The 15,979-nt window shown below is 72.2% G+C and carries 15 protein-coding genes; 8 read left to right on the top strand and 7 right to left on the bottom strand.

Annotated features, from left to right (window positions below):
• Positions 1–223: 223 nt before the first annotated feature.
• The 4 genes from AQI95_RS31580 to AQI95_RS31565 all read left to right on the top strand — a co-directional run bounded on the left by AQI95_RS31580 (position 224) and on the right by AQI95_RS31565 (position 4,264).
• Entirely contained in the window at positions 224–475 is a 252-nt protein-coding gene (locus AQI95_RS31580) for a type II toxin-antitoxin system death-on-curing family toxin (RefSeq protein WP_425264932.1), read from the top strand.
• 209 nt (positions 476–684) lie between these two features.
• Positions 685–2,475 carry a DEAD/DEAH box helicase gene (locus tag AQI95_RS31575; RefSeq protein ID WP_067131626.1) on the top strand — a complete coding sequence of 597 codons (1,791 nt, stop codon included), beginning with the start codon at positions 685–687 and terminating at the stop codon, positions 2,473–2,475.
• Positions 2,476–2,785: 310 nt separating this feature from the next.
• Positions 2,786–3,427 carry an IclR family transcriptional regulator gene (locus AQI95_RS31570; RefSeq protein WP_067131624.1) on the top strand — a complete coding sequence of 214 codons (642 nt, stop codon included), beginning with the start codon at positions 2,786–2,788 and terminating at the stop codon, positions 3,425–3,427.
• A gap of 45 nt (positions 3,428–3,472) precedes the next feature.
• On the top strand, positions 3,473–4,264 hold the full coding sequence (locus AQI95_RS31565) for a S16 family serine protease (RefSeq protein WP_067131621.1): 792 nt from the start codon (positions 3,473–3,475) through the stop codon (positions 4,262–4,264).
• A gap of 35 nt (positions 4,265–4,299) precedes the next feature.
• Here the strand turns inward: AQI95_RS31565 and AQI95_RS31560 are convergent, their stop codons facing one another.
• Genes AQI95_RS31560 through AQI95_RS31540 form a run of 5 tightly spaced genes read right to left on the bottom strand, consistent with a single transcriptional unit; the run spans position 4,300 to position 8,527 of the window.
• Positions 4,300–5,256, bottom strand: a complete 957-nt coding sequence (locus AQI95_RS31560) for a glycine betaine ABC transporter substrate-binding protein (RefSeq protein WP_067131618.1) — start codon at positions 5,254–5,256, stop codon at positions 4,300–4,302.
• On the bottom strand, positions 5,253–6,107 hold the full coding sequence (locus AQI95_RS31555; RefSeq protein ID WP_067131615.1) for an ABC transporter permease: 855 nt from the start codon (positions 6,105–6,107) through the stop codon (positions 5,253–5,255). Before AQI95_RS31555 ends, AQI95_RS31560 begins: the two co-directional genes overlap by 4 nt.
• Positions 6,104–7,369: a betaine/proline/choline family ABC transporter ATP-binding protein gene (locus tag AQI95_RS31550; protein ID WP_067131612.1), complete on the bottom strand. Its 1,266-nt coding sequence runs from the start codon at positions 7,367–7,369 to the stop codon at positions 6,104–6,106. Before AQI95_RS31550 ends, AQI95_RS31555 begins: the two co-directional genes overlap by 4 nt.
• Complete coding sequence (locus tag AQI95_RS31545; RefSeq protein WP_067131609.1) at positions 7,362–8,009, bottom strand: ABC transporter permease; 648 nt, start codon at positions 8,007–8,009, stop codon at positions 7,362–7,364. The genes AQI95_RS31550 and AQI95_RS31545 overlap by 8 nt, the downstream gene beginning before the upstream one ends.
• A 38-nt stretch (positions 8,010–8,047) precedes the next feature.
• The gene (locus AQI95_RS31540; protein WP_067131605.1) at positions 8,048–8,527 is read right to left on the bottom strand and encodes an Lrp/AsnC family transcriptional regulator; all 480 of its coding nucleotides are present in this window, start codon (positions 8,525–8,527) and stop codon (positions 8,048–8,050) included.
• 122 nt (positions 8,528–8,649) lie between these two features.
• On the opposite strand from AQI95_RS31540, the gene hppD reads away from it, so the two are divergent.
• Positions 8,650–9,795, top strand: a complete 1,146-nt coding sequence (gene hppD, locus AQI95_RS31535) for a 4-hydroxyphenylpyruvate dioxygenase (RefSeq protein ID WP_067131602.1) — start codon at positions 8,650–8,652, stop codon at positions 9,793–9,795.
• Between the two features lie 55 nt (positions 9,796–9,850).
• On the opposite strand, the gene AQI95_RS31530 is transcribed toward hppD, so the two are convergent.
• Positions 9,851–11,314: a tetratricopeptide repeat protein gene (locus AQI95_RS31530; RefSeq protein WP_067131596.1), complete on the bottom strand. Its 1,464-nt coding sequence runs from the start codon at positions 11,312–11,314 to the stop codon at positions 9,851–9,853.
• Positions 11,315–11,406: 92 nt separating this feature from the next.
• On the opposite strand from AQI95_RS31530, the gene AQI95_RS31525 reads away from it, so the two are divergent.
• Entirely contained in the window at positions 11,407–12,813 is a 1,407-nt protein-coding gene (locus tag AQI95_RS31525; protein ID WP_067131593.1) for an FAD-binding oxidoreductase, read from the top strand.
• Positions 12,814–12,836: 23 nt separating this feature from the next.
• Here the strand turns inward: AQI95_RS31525 and AQI95_RS31520 are convergent, their stop codons facing one another.
• Positions 12,837–13,250 (bottom strand): SsgA family sporulation/cell division regulator, encoded by a 414-nt coding sequence (locus AQI95_RS31520; protein WP_067131590.1) that lies wholly within the window; start codon positions 13,248–13,250, stop codon positions 12,837–12,839.
• Positions 13,251–13,495: 245 nt separating this feature from the next.
• Here AQI95_RS31520 and AQI95_RS31515 point away from each other — a divergent pair, with 245 nt between their 5' ends.
• A complete protein-coding gene (locus AQI95_RS31515; RefSeq protein WP_067131587.1) occupies positions 13,496–15,034 on the top strand; it encodes an RDD family protein in 1,539 nt (512 codons plus the stop codon).
• A gap of 91 nt (positions 15,035–15,125) precedes the next feature.
• Positions 15,126–15,950, top strand: coding sequence for an RDD family protein (locus tag AQI95_RS45335; RefSeq protein WP_079071567.1), 825 nt, complete (start codon positions 15,126–15,128; stop codon positions 15,948–15,950).
• Positions 15,951–15,979: the final 29 nt, after the last annotated feature.

Below are 15,979 nucleotides of genomic sequence, written 5' to 3'. Positions count from 1 at the left end.
CGGCCGTACACCGGTGTCTGCACGAAGAGCGGGCGCTGGTCCGCGGTCGTGCCGAACGGCTCGCGCGCAGCCAATGCGGACCTGCTGCGGAGGCTCGGCGAACGAGCCGCCGTCTCACCGCGGCCGAGGTCACCGCCGTCGCCGAGATCGCCTTCGGCGGCCGTCCGCCCGAGACGCGCGAGCCCGGGCTGCTGGTCTCCGCCGTGCACCGGACCGGGCCCGGATGTGCAGTACGGACGCCTACGGCGACCTGTACGAGCAGGCCGCCGCGCTGCTGCACGGGCTCGCCGCCAACCACTCCTTCGTCGACGGCGACAAGCGCACCGCCTGGCCGGCCACGGCCACCTTCCTCGCCCTGAACGGCGTGGATCTCGCCGACGTCGACCAGGGCAGGGCATACGACCTGGTCATCGAGGTGGCCTCCGGGGGTGTCGGTGATGTCGCGGTGATCGCGGGGCGGTTGCAGGGGTTGTGACGTCAGTCCCACCCGCGGGCGAGGCGGCCTCGTCCGGGCGTTGACGGCCGGGCGGCGCCGGTAGGGTGGCCCGGTTGTCATACGGAGCCGAGCACCCCGAGCCCCATCACAAGCCGAGCACCCCGAGCCCCACCAAAACGGAGACCGTGACTACCGCCCGCCCGTCACCCGCCACCGCCCTCAACGGAGTGCCCTCCGGGCCCACCCCTATGTCTGCTTCCGCCGCGCACTCGCACCACCTCTCGCCCGCCTTCCCCGGCAGGGCCCCCTGGGGTACCGCCAGCAAACTGCGTGCCTGGCAGCAGGGGGCGATGGAGAGGTACGTACAGGAGCAGCCGCGTGACTTCCTGGCCGTCGCCACGCCCGGCGCCGGCAAGACCACCTTCGCGCTGACGCTCGCCTCCTGGCTGCTGCACCACCACGTCGTCCAGCAGGTGACCGTGGTGGCGCCGACCGAGCATCTGAAGAAGCAGTGGGCGGAGGCCGCGGCCCGGATCGGGATCAAGCTCGACCCCGAGTACAGCGCCGGCCCGCTCGGCAGGGAGTACGACGGCATCGCGGTCACCTACGCCGGTGTCGGCGTGCGCCCCATGCTGCACCGCAACCGCGTCGAGCAGCGCAAGACGCTCGTCATCCTCGACGAGATCCATCACGCCGGTGACTCGAAGTCCTGGGGCGAGGCCTGCCTGGAGGCGTTCGAGCCCGCCACCCGCCGGCTCGCGCTGACCGGTACGCCGTTCCGTTCCGACACCAACCCCATCCCCTTCGTGACGTACGAGGAGGACAACGCCGGCATCCGGCGGTCGGCCGCCGACTACACGTACGGCTACGGCTCCGCGCTCTCCGACGGTGTCGTGCGGCCGGTGATCTTCCTGTCCTACAGCGGCAACATGCGCTGGCGCACGAAGGCCGGTGACGAGATCGCCGCCCGGCTCGGCGAGCCGATGACCAAGGACGCGATCAGCCAGGCCTGGCGTACCGCGCTCGATCCGCGCGGCGACTGGATGCCCAGCGTGCTGCGCGCCGCCGACCAGCGGCTGACCGAGGTCAGGAAGGGCATCCCGGACGCGGGAGCGCTCGTCATCGCCTCCGACCAGGACTCCGCACGCGCCTACGCCAAGCTCATCCGGGAGATCACGGGGACGAAGGCGACGCTGGTGCTCTCCGACGACGCCGGCGCCTCGAACCGGATCGACGAGTTCAGCGCGAGCGAGGACCGCTGGATGGTCGCCGTGCGGATGGTGTCCGAGGGCGTCGACGTCCCCCGGCTCGCGGTCGGGGTGTACGCCACCACCATCTCCACCCCGCTGTTCTTCGCGCAGGCAGTCGGGCGTTTCGTACGGTCCCGGCGGCGCGGCGAGACCGCGTCCGTCTTCCTGCCGACCGTGCCCGACCTGCTGACCTTCGCCAATGAGATGGAGAAGGAACGGGACCACGCCCTCGACAAGCCGAAGAAGCAGGGTGAGGAGGACCCGTACGCCGAGTCCGAGAAGGAGATGGACGAGGCGAACAAGCAGCAGGACGAGGACACCGGCGAGCAGGAGCAGTTCTCCTTCGAGGCGCTGGAGTCCGAGGCCGTCTTCGACCGGGTTCTCTACGACGGTGCCGAGTTCGGCATGCAGGCGCATCCCGGGAGCGACGAGGAGCAGGACTACCTCGGGATTCCGGGCCTGCTGGAGCCGGACCAGGTGCAGCTGCTGCTGCAGAAGCGGCAGGCCCGGCAGATCGCGCACAGCCGGAAGAAGCCGGACACCGAGGCCGACCTGCTGGAGCTGCCGGCCGAGCGGCGGCCGGTGGTCAGCCACAAGGAGATGATGGAGCTGCGCAAGCAGCTCAACACGTTGGTCGGCGCGTACGTCCACCAGAGCGGCAAGCCGCACGGGGTGATCCACACCGAGCTGCGGCGGGTGTGCGGGGGGCCGCCGAGCGCGGAGGCCACGGCGGGGCAGCTGCGGCAGCGGATCGCCAAGGTGCAGGAGTGGGCCACGCGCATGCGGTGACGGTCGCGGGGCCCGGCCCCGGGCGGCCGTCGGGCGGCGGGTCGTATCCGGACGAATGGCGGCAGGCCGGATCTTGTCCTGCCCGGATTCTGGACTGAGACTTCCGCTCAGCGAACCTGCTTCGCTACTGTCCCGCTACGCACACGCCCCGTGGCAGCGCCGCCGCGGAGCGCAGCCGTGAAGCGACACGACCCGGAGCCGCCGGGCCGTCCTGCCGATCGGCGGCCTCTGAAGCGCGTCGCCGACGGGACTCGGTGACGCATCCGTCGCTCAGCGGGCCGTCGACCTCACCGCCGAAGGAGTGGGCGTCGTGACCGCGGAGACTTCCCAGACGCTCGACCGGGGCCTGCGTGTCCTCAAACTGCTGGCCGACACCGACCACGGGCTGACCGTCACCGAGTTGTCCACGAAACTGGGCGTGAACCGCACCGTGGTGTACCGGTTGCTCGCCACCTTGGAGCAACACGCCCTCGTACGCCGTGACTTGGGCGGGCGAGCCCGGGTCGGGCTCGGCGTGCTGCGGCTCGGGCGGCAGGTGCATCCGCTGGTGCGGGAGGCCGCGTTGCCGGCCCTGCGCTCGCTCGCCGAGGACATAGGGGCGACGGCGCACCTGACGCTGGTGGACGGGACGGAGGCGTTGGCCGTCGCCGTGGTCGAGCCGACGTGGACCGACTACCACGTGGCGTACCGGGCCGGCTTCCGTCATCCGCTGGACCGGGGAGCCGCGGGGCGGGCGATCCTGGCGGCCCGGCAGTCGCCGTCCGCGGATCCCGGCTGCACCCTCACGCACGGGGAGCTGGAGGCCGGGGCGAGCGGTGCCGCGGCGCCCTTGGTCGGGGTCACGGGCGTCGAGGGCAGCGTGGGCGTGGTGATGCTGACGGACTCCGTGCCGGAGCGGGTGGGGCCGAGGGTGGTCGAAGCGGCGAGGGAGGTCGCCGAGGCCCTGCGCTGAGCGCGAGGGATGAGGCACAGGTCGTCGTCACGTTAGATTGATGTCGTGCTCTCTCGTCTCACGCGTCTCCAGGCCGTAGCCGTCTGCGCTCTGCCCGTCGTGGCCCTGCTGGCCACGGCGGCGCTCGCGCCGCTGCCGTTCTCGGTGGCCCAGCCCGGGATGACGGCGAACGTGCTCGGCGAGAACCAGGGCACCCAGGTGATCACCGTCTCCGGCGCACCGACCCGGAAGACCAGCGGGCAGCTGCGGATGGTCACGATCGAGGCGACCGGCCCGGACGCCAAGGTCACCTTCGGCGACGTGCTGGGCAACTGGTTCCGCACCGACCGGGCCGTCATGCCGCGCGACGCCGTCTACCCGAGCGGGGACACCGTCAAGGAGATCGAGAAGCACAACGCGGCGCAGATGCTCCAGTCGCAGGACGCGGCGACCCAGGCGGCGCTGAAGTATCTCGGGCTGAGCGCCGGCAAGGTCAAGGTCACGCTGAAGCTCGCCGACGTGGGCGGGCCGAGCGCGGGTCTGCTGTTCACCCTGGGGATCATCGACAAGCTGGAGGGCGACGGCAACGGCGGTGACCTCACGGGCGGCCGCACCGTCGCCGGTACGGGCACGATCGACGCGGACGGCACGGTCGGCGCGGTCGGCGGGGTGGCCCTGAAGACACAGGCCGCCCGCCGGGACGGCGCGAGCGTCTTCCTGGTGCCGAAGGCCGAGTGCACCGACGCCAAGGCAGAACTCCCGAAGGGCCTGCGACTGGTCCCGGTCACCACACTGAAGACCGCGATGACCTCCCTGACCGCGCTGCGCACGGGCAAGGGCTCGATCCCGAGCTGCTAGGCAGGGCCCGGCCCGGGCCGCCGGGGTCGAGGCGGCTACTTCACGAACCCCTCCTGCTTCATCCAGTCCAGCGCCACCTGGTGGGGGTCCTGGCCGTCCACGTCGACCTTGGCGTTCAGGGTCTGTGCCACGGAGTTGTCGAGCTTCTTCGTGACGGGCTCGATGACGGTCGCGATGGCCGGCCACTTCTGCAGGACCTTGGTGTTGATCACGGGCGCCGCGTTGTAGTTGGGGAAGAACCGCTTGTCGTCCTCCATCACCACCAGGTTCATCGACCTGATGCGCCCGTCGGTCGTGAACACCTCCCCGTAGGTGCACTTCCCCTTGTCCACCTGCGTGTAGATGATCCCGGTGTCCATCTGCGTGACGTTCTTGGCCGGCACGCTCATCCCGTAGGCCTTCTCCAGGCCGGGCAGCCCGTCGGCCCGGTTGGCGAACTCGCTCTCCACGCACAGGGTGACGGCGCCCGGGTCCTTCCCGGCCAGCGCGGCCACCTGCGAGAGCGTCCGGGTGCCGTACTTCTTGAACCCGGCCGGGTTCATCGCCAGGGCGTAGGTGTTGTTCAGCCGCGCGGGCGGCAGCCAGGTCAGCCCGTTCTTCCGGTCGGCGTCGGCCACCGCCTGCCACTGCCGCTCCGGGTCCGGGATCGGGTGGCTGTTGCCCAGGTAGGTGATCCAGGCGGTGCCCGTGTACTCGTACATGGCGTCCGCCGCCCCGTTCTTGACCGCCTCCCGCGACCCGATCGACCCCTGGATGCCGGTGCGGTCCAGCACGTCCGCGCCGGCCGCCTGGAAGGCGATCCCCATGATCGCGCCGAGGACCAGCTGCTCGGTGAACTCCTTGGAGGTGACGGTGAGATGGGCCCCCTTCAGCGGCTGGCCCGCGCCGATCGCACCGGGCCTGACGTCGTCGGTCATGGGGGAGCCGCTGGTCAGGCCGCAGCCGGAGGCCAGCACCAGCACCGCCAGGGTCAGGCGCGCGCCGCGTCTCATGCCCCCACCTCCAGGCCGCGCGGCCGCAGCAGCACCTCGGCCAGCGAGGCCAGCCAGTCCACCAGCAGGGCGAGCGCCACGGTGAGGACCGAGCCCAGCACCAGCACCGGCATCCGCTGCGTGGTGATGCCGGTGGTGATCAGCACGCCCAGGCCGCCGCCCCCGCCGAAGGTCGCCAGGGTCGCCGTGCCGACGTTGAGCACCAGGGCGGTTCTGACGCCCGCGAGGATCAGCGGGACCGCCAGCGGGAGTTCGACCCTCGACAGCACGCCGAGCGGGGACATCCCGATGCCGCGGGCCGCCTCCAGCAGCGTCGGATCGTTGGCCTTGAGGCCCGCGATGGTGTTGGAGAGCACCGGCAGGATCGCGTACACGATGATGCCGATCAGCGCGGCCTTCGTCCCCGTGCCGAGCCAGATGACCAGCAGGGCCAGCAGGCCGATCGCCGGGGTCGCCTGGCCCATGTTGGCGAAGGTCATCGCCAGCGGAGTCGCCCTGCGAAAGGCCCGCCGGGTGAGCAGGATGCCCAGCGGGATCGCGATGATCAGCACGAAGAACGTGGAGACCGCCGTCAGCTCCACGTGCTGCCGCAGCGCCTTGGAGACCTGGCCGCCCGACAGCGCGTTCCGCGAGATCGTGTCCAGGTGCGCCTGCCGGAACCACAGCCAGGTCGCAAGGAGCAGGGCCGCCAGGAACGCGGGCAGGACCGTCAGCCGCGGCCAGGACAGGCGCCGCGCGGGCGGGCGCCGGGGCGGGGGCGGGGCCTCCTGCTCCGCCGCGCCCTCGTCGCGGAAGGCGAGCCCCTTGACCTCGTGCTCGCCCTCGGGCCGCTGCTGCAGGTCGCCGCTCACGCCTTCGTCACCCCTCCGGGCCCCTCCTGCTCCAGATGGGTCTGCTGGGTGCGCGCCTCCTCCAGCTCGTGCTGGGCCTCCATGGCCTCCAGCCGGTCGGCCTCCAGCAGTTCGTGCACCGAGTTCATCAGGGTCTCCATGTCGACCACGCCGATGTACTCGCCGCGCCGCCCGGTCACCGCGACCCGGCCCGCGTTGTCCGTCAGCACGGCCTCCAGCGCGTCGCGCAGGGTCGCGTCCCGGGTCACCGTGTCGTGCACCAGCGTGCCCGCGCGGGCCAGCGAGCCCCGGGCCCGCATCAAGTCGCCGCGCCGCAGCCACTTGTAGGGGCGGCGGCGCTTGTCGAGGAGCAGGATCTCGTTCATGCCGCGCCCGCGGATCACGCCGAAGATCTGCTGCAGCGGCGTGTCCACGGTGACCGTCGGGTAGTCCCGCATCTCCACGTCCCGCACCCGGGTCAGGTTCAGCCGTTTCAGGGCCGCGCCGGCGCCGACGAAACCGGAGACGAAGTCGTCGGCCGGGTTGGTGAGGATCGCCTCGGGGGTGTCGAACTGGGCGATGTGCGAGCGTTCGCGCAGTACGGCGATCCGGTCGCCCAGTTTGATCGCCTCGTCGAAGTCGTGGGTGACGAACACGATCGTCTTGTGCAGCTCGTGCTGGAGCCGGATCAGCTCGTCCTGGAGGTGATCGCGGGTGATCGGGTCGACCGCGCCGAACGGTTCGTCCATCAGCAGCACCGGCGGATCGGCGGCCAGGGCGCGGGCCACGCCGACGCGCTGCTGCTGTCCGCCGGAGAGCTGGCGCGGATAGCGGCCGTGGAACTCGCCCGGGTCGAGCCCGACGAGATCGAGCAGCTCCTCGACCCGCGCCCGGATCCGCGCCTTAGGCCAGCCGATCATCTTCGGTACCAGGGCGATGTTCTGGGCGACGGTCATGTGCGGGAAGAGGCCGGCCGACTGGATGGCGTAGCCGACCTTGCGGCGCAGCTTCACCGGGTCGATGTCGGTGACGTCCTCGCCGTTGATCCGGATGCGGCCGCCGGTCGGTTCGATCAGCCGGTTGATCATCTTGAGCGTCGTGGACTTCCCGCAGCCGGACGGGCCGACGAAGATGACCGTCTCGCCCGCCTTGATCTCCATGCTCACGTTGTCCACGGCCGGCTGCTGACTGCCCGGATACCGCTTGGTCAGGTTCTCCAGCTCGATGGCGGCGCCATGGCTCTCCCGGCCGTCGTGGCCCTTGGCGGCGGACGTCTCAGACACGGATCCCCCTGGGAATGGTCAGCCGCCCGATCAGGACGTACGCGGCGTCGAAGAGGAGCGCGAGGACGATGATCCCGAGGGTGCCCGCAAGCACCTGGTTCAGTGCGTTCTTGCTGCCCAGGGAGGCGAGCCCGCGGAAGATCTCGTTGCCGAGGCCCGGACCCGAGGCGTAGGCGGCGATCGCGGCGATGCCCATCAGCATCTGTGTGGAGACCCGGATCCCGGTCAGGATCGGCGGCCAGGCCAGGGGCAGCTCCACCCGCAACAGCCGCAGCGGACGGGACATGCCGATGCCCCGGGCCGCGTCCACCAGCGCCGGGTCCACACCGCGCAGGCCCACGATCGCGTTCCGCACGATCGGCAGCAGTCCGTACAGCGTCAGTGTGATCACCGTGGGCGGCACGCCCAGGCCGACGACCGGGATGAGCAGACCGATCATCGCGAGCGAGGGGATGGTGAGGACGGTGGAGGTGGCGGTGGTGGCCAGGTTGCCCGCCCAGTCGGAGCGGTAGGTGACGACCCCGATCAGCACCCCGACGAGGGTGGCGAGGACCATGCACTGGAAGACGGCGCTGGCGTGCTGATAGGCGTCCGTGAGCAGCTGCTGGTGACGATTGCCCAGGTACTCCCAGAAGTTCACCCGCGCTCACCCCTGATCGGCCTCGGGTCCTTGCGTCGCTACGTCCCTTTCGCGTCCTGGGCGGCCTGTTCCACCAGCGGGATGATCCGCAGCGGAACCGGGTTCTCCATGACGATCGTCGTGGAGGCCCGGACGATGCCATCAAAGCCGACGACCCGGTCGATCACCCGTTGGAGATCGGCGTTGGATCGGGCCACGAGACGGCACAGCATGTCGCCGCTGCCCGTGGTGGTCAGCAGTTCCAGCACTTCCGGCACGGTCGCCAAGTGCGCCCGGACATCGGCTCCTTGGCCCTGCCTGATCTGCAGCGTCGCGAAGGCCGTCACCGGGTATCCGAGGGCCGCCGGATCCACCTGCGGACCGAATCCGCGGATGACTCCATTCGACTGAAGCCGGTCCAGGCGCGCCTGGACCGTGCCTCGCGCGACCCCCAGCCGCCGGGACATCTCCAGCACGCCGATGCGCGGCTCCCGGGCGAGGAGCACGATGATCCGCCCGTCCAGATGATCGATCACCACAGCACCCCCAGGAATGGTCATCCTGTACAGAAAGGCCGTTGACGCCGCCGTACTGCTGGGCAGATTGCCCAGTGAATACACAAACTATTGCGCACCTTGCAGGGCGGAGCCACCCTTCCGCTATGACGCAGACCACACAGCACACTCCCGACACCGCACGGCAGGCCGACCCCTTCCCGGTCAAGGGAATGGACGCGGTCGTCTTCGCCGTGGGCAACGCCAAGCAGGCGGCGCACTACTACTCCACCGCCTTCGGCATGCGGCTGGTCGCCTACTCCGGACCGGAGAACGGCAGCCGCGAGACCGCCAGTTACGTGCTGGAGAACGGCTCCGCCCGGTTCGTCCTCACCTCGGTGATCAAGCCGAGCACGGACTGGGGCCACTTCCTCACCCGGCACGTGGCCGAGCACGGCGACGGCGTCATCGACCTGGCCATCGAGGTCCCGGACGCCCGCGCCGCCCACGCCTACGCCGTCGAGCACGGCGCCCGCTCGCTCGCCGAGCCGTACGAGGTCAAGGACGAGCACGGCACCGTCGTCCTCGCCGTCATCGCCACCTACGGCGAGACCCGCCACACCCTGGTCGACCGCTCCGGCTACGACGGCCCCTACCTGCCCGGCTTCGTCGCCGCCGCGCCGATCGTCGAACCGCCGGCCCGGCGCACCTTCCAGGCCGTCGACCACTGCGTCGGCAACGTCGAACTCGGCAAGATGGACGAGTGGGTGGGCTTCTACAACAAGGTCATGGGCTTCACGAACATGAAGGAGTTCGTGGGCGACGACATCGCCACCGAGTACAGCGCGCTGATGTCGAAGGTCGTCGCGGACGGCACCCTGAAGGTCAAGTTCCCGCTCAACGAGCCCGCGATCGCCAAGAAGAAGTCCCAGATCGACGAGTACCTGGAGTTCTACGGCGGTCCCGGTGTCCAGCACATCGCGCTGAACACCAACGACATCGTGGAGACCGTCCGCACCATGCGCGCGGCCGGCGTCGAGTTCCTCAACACCCCCGACTCCTACTACGACACCCTCGGCGAGTGGGTCGGCGACACCCGCGTGCCCATCGGGACCCTGCGCGAGCTGAAGATCCTCGCCGACCGCGACGAGGACGGCTATCTGCTGCAGATCTTCACCAAGCCGGTCCAGGACCGCCCGACCGTCTTCTTCGAGATCATCGAACGGCACGGCTCCATGGGCTTCGGCAAGGGCAACTTCAAGGCCCTGTTCGAGGCGATCGAGCGGGAGCAGGCCATGCGGGGCAACCTGTAGCCGCGGCGTTCCCGCCGCAGCAGGGCGGCACCGCCTCCGCGACCACGGAGCGGTGTCACCCGCCCGCGCCCGGCACCGCCTCGTCAGCGGGGTCGCCCAGCGCGTCCAGGGCGGCTCGCGCCGCGGGCACCCGCAGGGGAGAGAAGTACGGGTTGAGCCGCAGGGCCTCCTGGAGATGCCTGCGGGCCGGTGCCGACAGATCCAGCCCCTGCTCGATCAGGCCCCGGTGGAACGCGTACGGCGCGCTGCGCACCCCGCCCTTGGACGTGTCCGTCGCGGCCGTGGCGTAGGCCAGCGCCTCCTTGTCGTCGCCGGCCCGGTGCAGCGCCCAGCCGAGCGCGTCGGCCACCTCGATCCCCGGCTGGCGCTCCCACTCCGCCCGCAACCGCACCACGGCCTCGTGCGGGTCCCCGTGGTCGGCCTCGAACCGGCCGATCAGCAGCGCCTCGTCGACCCCGGCCGCCACCTGCCGCCGTACCAGCGCCTTCACCTGCGCGTACTGCGCCAGCGCCGGCGCGGCCATGCCCTGCGCCTCGTACAGCTCGCCCAGTTCATAGGCGTCCTGCGGGCTCGGATACCGGGCGAGCGCCGCCCCGTACGCGGCGAACGCCTGCTGCGTACGGCCCAGCGCGGCCAGCGTCCGGCCCCGCCCGGCCTGCGCCGCCCGCTGGTCGGGATCGAGGCGTACGGCCGCCTCGAAGTGCCGCAGCGCGTCCTGCAGATCGCCGCGCTCCCAGGCCAGCTCCCCGAGCCCGGTCAGACAGGCGGCCTGCTCGACCGGGGTGTCGGCGGCGGCCGCCGCGTCGGTCAGCTGGGCCACCGCGTCCTCGCGCCAGCCCCGGTCCCGGTACACCGCCGACGCCCGCGCCATCACCATGGGCCGGGTCGCCGCGCCGGTGTGCAGCTCCAGCAGGTCGTCCAGGGCGGCCCGCGCCGCCTTGTAGTCGCCGAGCCCGGTGTAGGCGTCGATCAGCGGCGGATACGCCGTCCACCGGTTCGGCGCCGCCTTCAGCGCCTGCTCGCCGTACTCCTTCGCCGTCGGAAAGTCCCGGCGCGCCAGCGCGAGCGCGGCCAGCCCGTCCAGCGCTTCGGCGTTCGCCGCCGCCCGCACCCGCAGGGACGTCCGCAGCGCCCGCTCGGCCCGCGGATAGTCCGCCGGGTCGGCCGTCCGGTCCGCCCGCTCCACGTACGCGCTGCCCAGCACGGCCCACGCCCGCGCGTCCTCGGGCCGTGCCCGCACCCGCCGCTCCTGCTGTCCGATGAGCGCCGTCAGCTGCGGCAGCGCGGCCGGCACCCCCGAGGTCACCGCCGTCGACACCTGTGCCTGTGCCTGCGCACCGGCGGCCGGCGGCGGGACCGCCGTGTGCGGGCGCTCCTCGGGCAGCATCAGCCCCAGACCCGCGACGACACCGCCGGCCAACGCGGCCACGAGCACCCGGCGCAGCCACCGCCGGGCGCGGCGCGGCGTCGGTGGCCCGGCCAGGAGGGACGTACCCGGCACCCACACTCGGTTGTCCATGGCGCTCACTGTGCGTCAATACGACGAGCTGACCCGGGCGGCCCAAGCCGGCCGCAGGCGGGGTTCACACCGATGGCGGCGAGTGCAAAGCTGTGATCATGAGCCGTATCGAAGCGCCCCGCGACGAGGCGACCGGCAACCTCACCGACCGGCTCCTGTCCGGCCTGCCCGCCGAGGCCGTCCTGGCCGACCCCGACGTCACCGCCTCCTACGCCAACGACATGGCGAGCTTCTGCCCGGCCGGTGCCCCGGCCGTCGTCGTGCTGCCCCGCACCGTCGAACAGGTCCAGCACGTCATGCGCGTCGCCACCGAACTGCGCGTGCCGGTGGTCCCGCAGGGCGCCCGCACCGGACTGTCCGGCGGCGCCAACGCCACCGACGGCTGCATCGTGCTGTCCCTGACCAGGATGGACCGCATCCTGGAGATCAGCCCCGTCGACCGGATCGCCGTGGTCGAGCCGGGCGTCGTCAACGCGACCCTCTCCCGCGCGGTCGAGGAGCACGGCCTGTACTACCCGCCGGACCCCTCCAGTTGGGAGATGTGCACGATCGGCGGCAACATCGGCACGGCCTCGGGCGGCCTGTGCTGCGTCAAGTACGGCGTGACCGCCGAGTACGTCCTCGGCCTGGACGTCGTCCTCGCCGACGGCCGCCTGATGTCCACCGGCCGCCGTACGGCGAAGGGCGTCGCGGGCTACGACCTCACCCGTCTCCTCGTCGGCTCCGAGGGCTCGCTCGGCATCGTCGTACGGGCCGTGCTGGCGTTGAGGCCGAAGCCCCCGCAACAGCTGGTGCTGGCGGCCGAGTTCCCCTCCGCGGCCGCCGCCTGCGACGCCGTCTGCCGGATCATGGAGGGCGGTCACGTCCCCTCCCTCCTCGAACTGATGGACCGTACGACCGTCAAGGCGGTCAACGACCTCGCCCACATGGGCCTGCCGGAGACCACCGAGGCGCTGCTGCTCGCCGCCTTCGACACCCCGGCCCCGGCCGCCGATCTCGCCGCCGTCGGCGCCCTGTGCGAGGCGGCCGGCGCCACCCAGGTCGTCCCGGCCGAGGACGCCGCCGAGTCCCGGCTCCTGCTGCAGGCCCGGCGGCTCTCGCTGACCGCGCTGGAGGCGGTCAAGGGCACGACGATGATCGACGACGTGTGCGTGCCCCGCTCGAAGCTCGGCGCGATGCTGGAGGGCGTCGAGGCGATCGCCGCGAAGTACGACCTGACCATCGGCGTCTGCGCACACGCCGGCGACGGAAACACCCACCCCACCGTCTGCTTCGACGCCCGGGACGCGGACGAGTCCCGGCGGGCCCGTGAGTCCTTCGACGAGATCATGGCCCTCGGTCTGGAACTGGGCGGCACCATCACCGGTGAGCACGGCGTGGGCGTGCTGAAGAAGGAGTGGCTGGCCCGGGAGATCGGCCCGGTCGGGATCGAGGTGCAGCGGGCCGTGAAACAGGCCTTCGACCCCCTCGGCATCCTCAACCCGGGCAAGGTCCTCTGAGCGCTCGCCGCGGCCCGTCACGCTCACTGGGCGAGCAGCTGGTCGAGCGCGTCGTCGATGCCCAGCTGCCCGCCCTCCGTCCCCGGCGGCACCGCCCGCAGCGTCCGCTCCAGCCAGGCCGACACCTGCGGGATCGGCGCCTCCAGCAGCGCGTCCCCGTCCGGCGAGCTGAGCGCCATCAGCACGACACTGCGCCCGTCCACCTTCGTCGGCCACACCCGTACGTCCCCGTGCCCGCACGGCCGGAAGACCCCCTCCACCAGCAGGTCGCGGGCGAACGTCCAGTTGACGGGGGATTGGGAGTTGATGTGAAAGGTGATGTGGACGGCGTACGGATCGTCGGAGCGATAGCTCAGCCTGGCCGGTACCGGGATGCCGCGCTCCGGCGACAGGATGAGCCTCAGTTCCAGCTCGCGTTCCACCACGGTGTGCTCCATGACCTGCGTTCCTTTCGTCGTCTGCGCTGGTCGGGGCCGGTCGGAACGGGCCCGCACCAGGAGAGAGGGGGCAGGGGCCGGGCCATTACGCGGGTCCGGGGAAATCTTTTCGCGCACCGGCCGGAGCCCGGTACGGCGTTGCCCGGAAAGGGGTGGGTCCTGCGGGAGTGGCGCTGCGGACTCCCGCGGTCTGATAGATGTGGAGGCCCCTATCCCACCCCCGAGCAGATACGGGACGACGGACCATGAGCGCCCCAACCCCGGCCCCAGGTGACGACAGGCCCCGCGAGGGCTACTACCCGGACCCGTCCATCCCCGGCTACGTCCGGTACTGGAACGGCGCCTCCTGGGTGCCCGGCACCAGCCGGCCGGCGCCGCAGGACGGCGAATCGCTCGCCCCGCCGCCCGGCGTACGCCCCGCGACCCCCGCGGTGGAGGAGACGGGCCCGCACTTCTTCGACGAGGACCCCGGGCCGACGCCCGCCGGGCAGCCCGGTGCCGTCGGCGACGCCGGCGGGCACACCGCCTGGGGCGTCGACCCGAGGGTGCCCGCGGCCCGGCCGGAGGACCGGGCGGGCCGTGCCGCCGGCACGGCGGGGACCGCGCCGGCGGAGGGCGACGGGCCGGACCCCGGCGGCACCTTCATCTTCCGCCGCCCGGTCCCGGGGCCCGCGGCCGTCCAGGACGAGGGCACGATGACCTTCCGCCCGGTGCCGGGCCAGGGTCGGCCGGGCGCGGGGGCGCCGGACCCGCGCTACGCCACCCCGCCCTCGGCCGGCCCGCAGCCCGCCGGCGCGGAAGCCGGTGCGGGCTCCGGCTTCGGACCGCACGGCGCGGGCGGCACGGGCGGCGCTCCAGGAACGTCCGGTGCGTCCGGCGCGCCCGGTGGCTTCGGACCGCAGGGTCCCGTCGGCACGCCCGTCCCGCCCGCCGCCGCGTCCCCCTCGATCCCCTCCCCGCAGTCCGGTGGCCCCGGTTTCGGCGCCGGAAAGGCCGCCGCCGCACGTGCCGCCGCACCGGCACCGCAGTCGGCGCAGGCCGGGCAGGCCGGGTACGCGGCGCACGCACCGCAGGCCCCCCGGGCGGCACAGCCCGCCCCGTCCGCGCCCGCCGGGGCGGTGCCCTCGGTGCCGGCCCAGGGCGGTGCCCCGGTCACCCCGGTGACCAGCGGGATCGGTGGCGGTCAGGCGTCCTGGGCGCAGCAGGTGCACCAGCTCGCCGGGGGCGGCGACGAGCAGCCCGTGGCGCCGTGGAAGCCGGTGGTGGAGGATCCGTTCCAGGCGGCCGCACGCCGCCAGGCCGCCGCCCGTCCCGCGGGACTCGGCAAGCGGTTCGCCGCCCGGCTGATCGACACCCTGGTGCTGGGCGCCGTGACGGCCGCCGCCGCCGTACCGCTCGGGACCGAGGCCGTCGACCACGTCCGGCAGAAGATCGACGCGGCCAAGCTGTCCGGCCACGAGGTCACCGTCTGGCTGCTCGACGGCACGACCGCCACCAGCCTCGGCATCGTGCTCGCCGTCCTGCTGGTCGTCGGCGCCGTGTACGAGGCGCTGCCGACCGCGAAGTGGGGCCGCACCCTCGGCAAGAAGCTGATGGGGCTCCAGGTGCGGGACATCGAGGGGCACGAGCCCCCGGCCTTCGGTGCGGCGCTGCGCCGCTGGCTGGTCTACAGCGTGCCCGGACTGCTCGGCATCGGGGTCCTGGGCGTGCTGTGGTGCCTGTTCGACCGGCCCTGGCACCAGTGCTGGCACGACAAGGCGGCGCACACCTTCGTCGCGGGCTGAGCGAGGCCGGTCAGCGGCCTCCCCGGGACCCGGTACTCCGTACGGCCGCCCGCCGGATGCGGAGCCGGGGCGTTCGGGTTCCACTCGGGCCATGAGCAGCGAACCGCCCCCCGGCTCCGGAGAGCAGCCCCCCGAGGACGACCCGTTCAGGAAACGGCCTCCGTCGGACCCGGGGTCGGGCTCGCCGTACGACACCCCGTACGGCGGCGCCCAGCAGCCCCCACCGCCCGGCGGCGGCGGTCCGCAACCGCCCCCCGGCGGCCAGCCGCCCCCACCGGGCGGCCAGCAGCCGCCCCCGTGGGGCGGGCAGCAGCCACCTCCCCACGGCGGCCAGCAACCGCCCCCGTACGGCGGCCAGCAGCCACCCCCCTACGGCGGCGGGCAGCTGCCTCCTTACGGCGGTGGCCCGTACGGCGGCGGGCCCTACGGCGCCGGAGCCGGTGGCTATCCGGCCGACCCGCTGGCCGGTATGCCCCCGCTGGCCGACAGCGGCCGGCGCACGCTCGCGCGGATCGTCGACATGATCCTCGTCGGTATCGTCGTCTGGCTGCTCACCTGGGCGTTCGGCGTGCACGAGTACAACGTCAACGGTGATCACGTCGAGGTCGGCAAGTCCGTGGGGCAGTCCGTCATCGCGGTCGTGCTCTACATCGCGTACGACACCTTCATGATGAGCAAGTACGGCCAGACCCTCGGCAAGAAGTGGCTCAACATGCGGGTGGCGGACCTGGACGACGGGGCCACGCCCTCGGTGCAGACCAATCTGATCCGCGCCCTGGTCCTCTGGGTGCCGTTCGCCTTCTGCTGCGCCTGCATCTGGACGGCGATCTGCGGCGGCTGGAGCTACTTCGACAAGCCGTACAAACAGGGCCTGCACGACAAGGCGGCCAAGACGGTGGTGGTCAGCACCGGTTGAGCGGCTGCGGCGTACACGAGAGCGGCGGG

This window comes from Streptomyces yokosukanensis, assembly GCF_001514035.1.
GTDB classification, from domain to species: Bacteria; Actinomycetota; Actinomycetes; order Streptomycetales; family Streptomycetaceae; genus Streptomyces; species Streptomyces yokosukanensis.
The sequence above is the reverse complement of the archived record's forward strand: the minus strand, read 5'-3'. Positions and strand labels throughout refer to the sequence as shown.

What these genes read in the sequence shown, in the direction of transcription:
- AQI95_RS31575 (WP_067131626.1), top strand. Translation starts at nt 685, where the DNA reads ATGTCTGCTTCCGCCGCGCACTCGCACCACCTCTCGCCCGCCTTCCCC.
- AQI95_RS31530 (WP_067131596.1), bottom strand. Translation starts at nt 11,314, where the DNA reads ATGGACAACCGAGTGTGGGTGCCGGGTACGTCCCTCCTGGCCGGGCCA.
- AQI95_RS31520 (WP_067131590.1), bottom strand. Translation starts at nt 13,250, where the DNA reads ATGGAGCACACCGTGGTGGAACGCGAGCTGGAACTGAGGCTCATCCTG.
- AQI95_RS45335 (WP_079071567.1), top strand. Translation starts at nt 15,126, where the DNA reads ATGAGCAGCGAACCGCCCCCCGGCTCCGGAGAGCAGCCCCCCGAGGAC.
- AQI95_RS31515 (WP_067131587.1), top strand. Translation starts at nt 13,496, where the DNA reads ATGAGCGCCCCAACCCCGGCCCCAGGTGACGACAGGCCCCGCGAGGGC.
- hppD (WP_067131602.1), top strand. Translation starts at nt 8,650, where the DNA reads ATGACGCAGACCACACAGCACACTCCCGACACCGCACGGCAGGCCGAC.
- AQI95_RS31560 (WP_067131618.1), bottom strand. Translation starts at nt 5,256, where the DNA reads ATGAGACGCGGCGCGCGCCTGACCCTGGCGGTGCTGGTGCTGGCCTCC.
- AQI95_RS31580 (WP_425264932.1), top strand. Translation starts at nt 224, where the DNA reads ATGTGCAGTACGGACGCCTACGGCGACCTGTACGAGCAGGCCGCCGCG.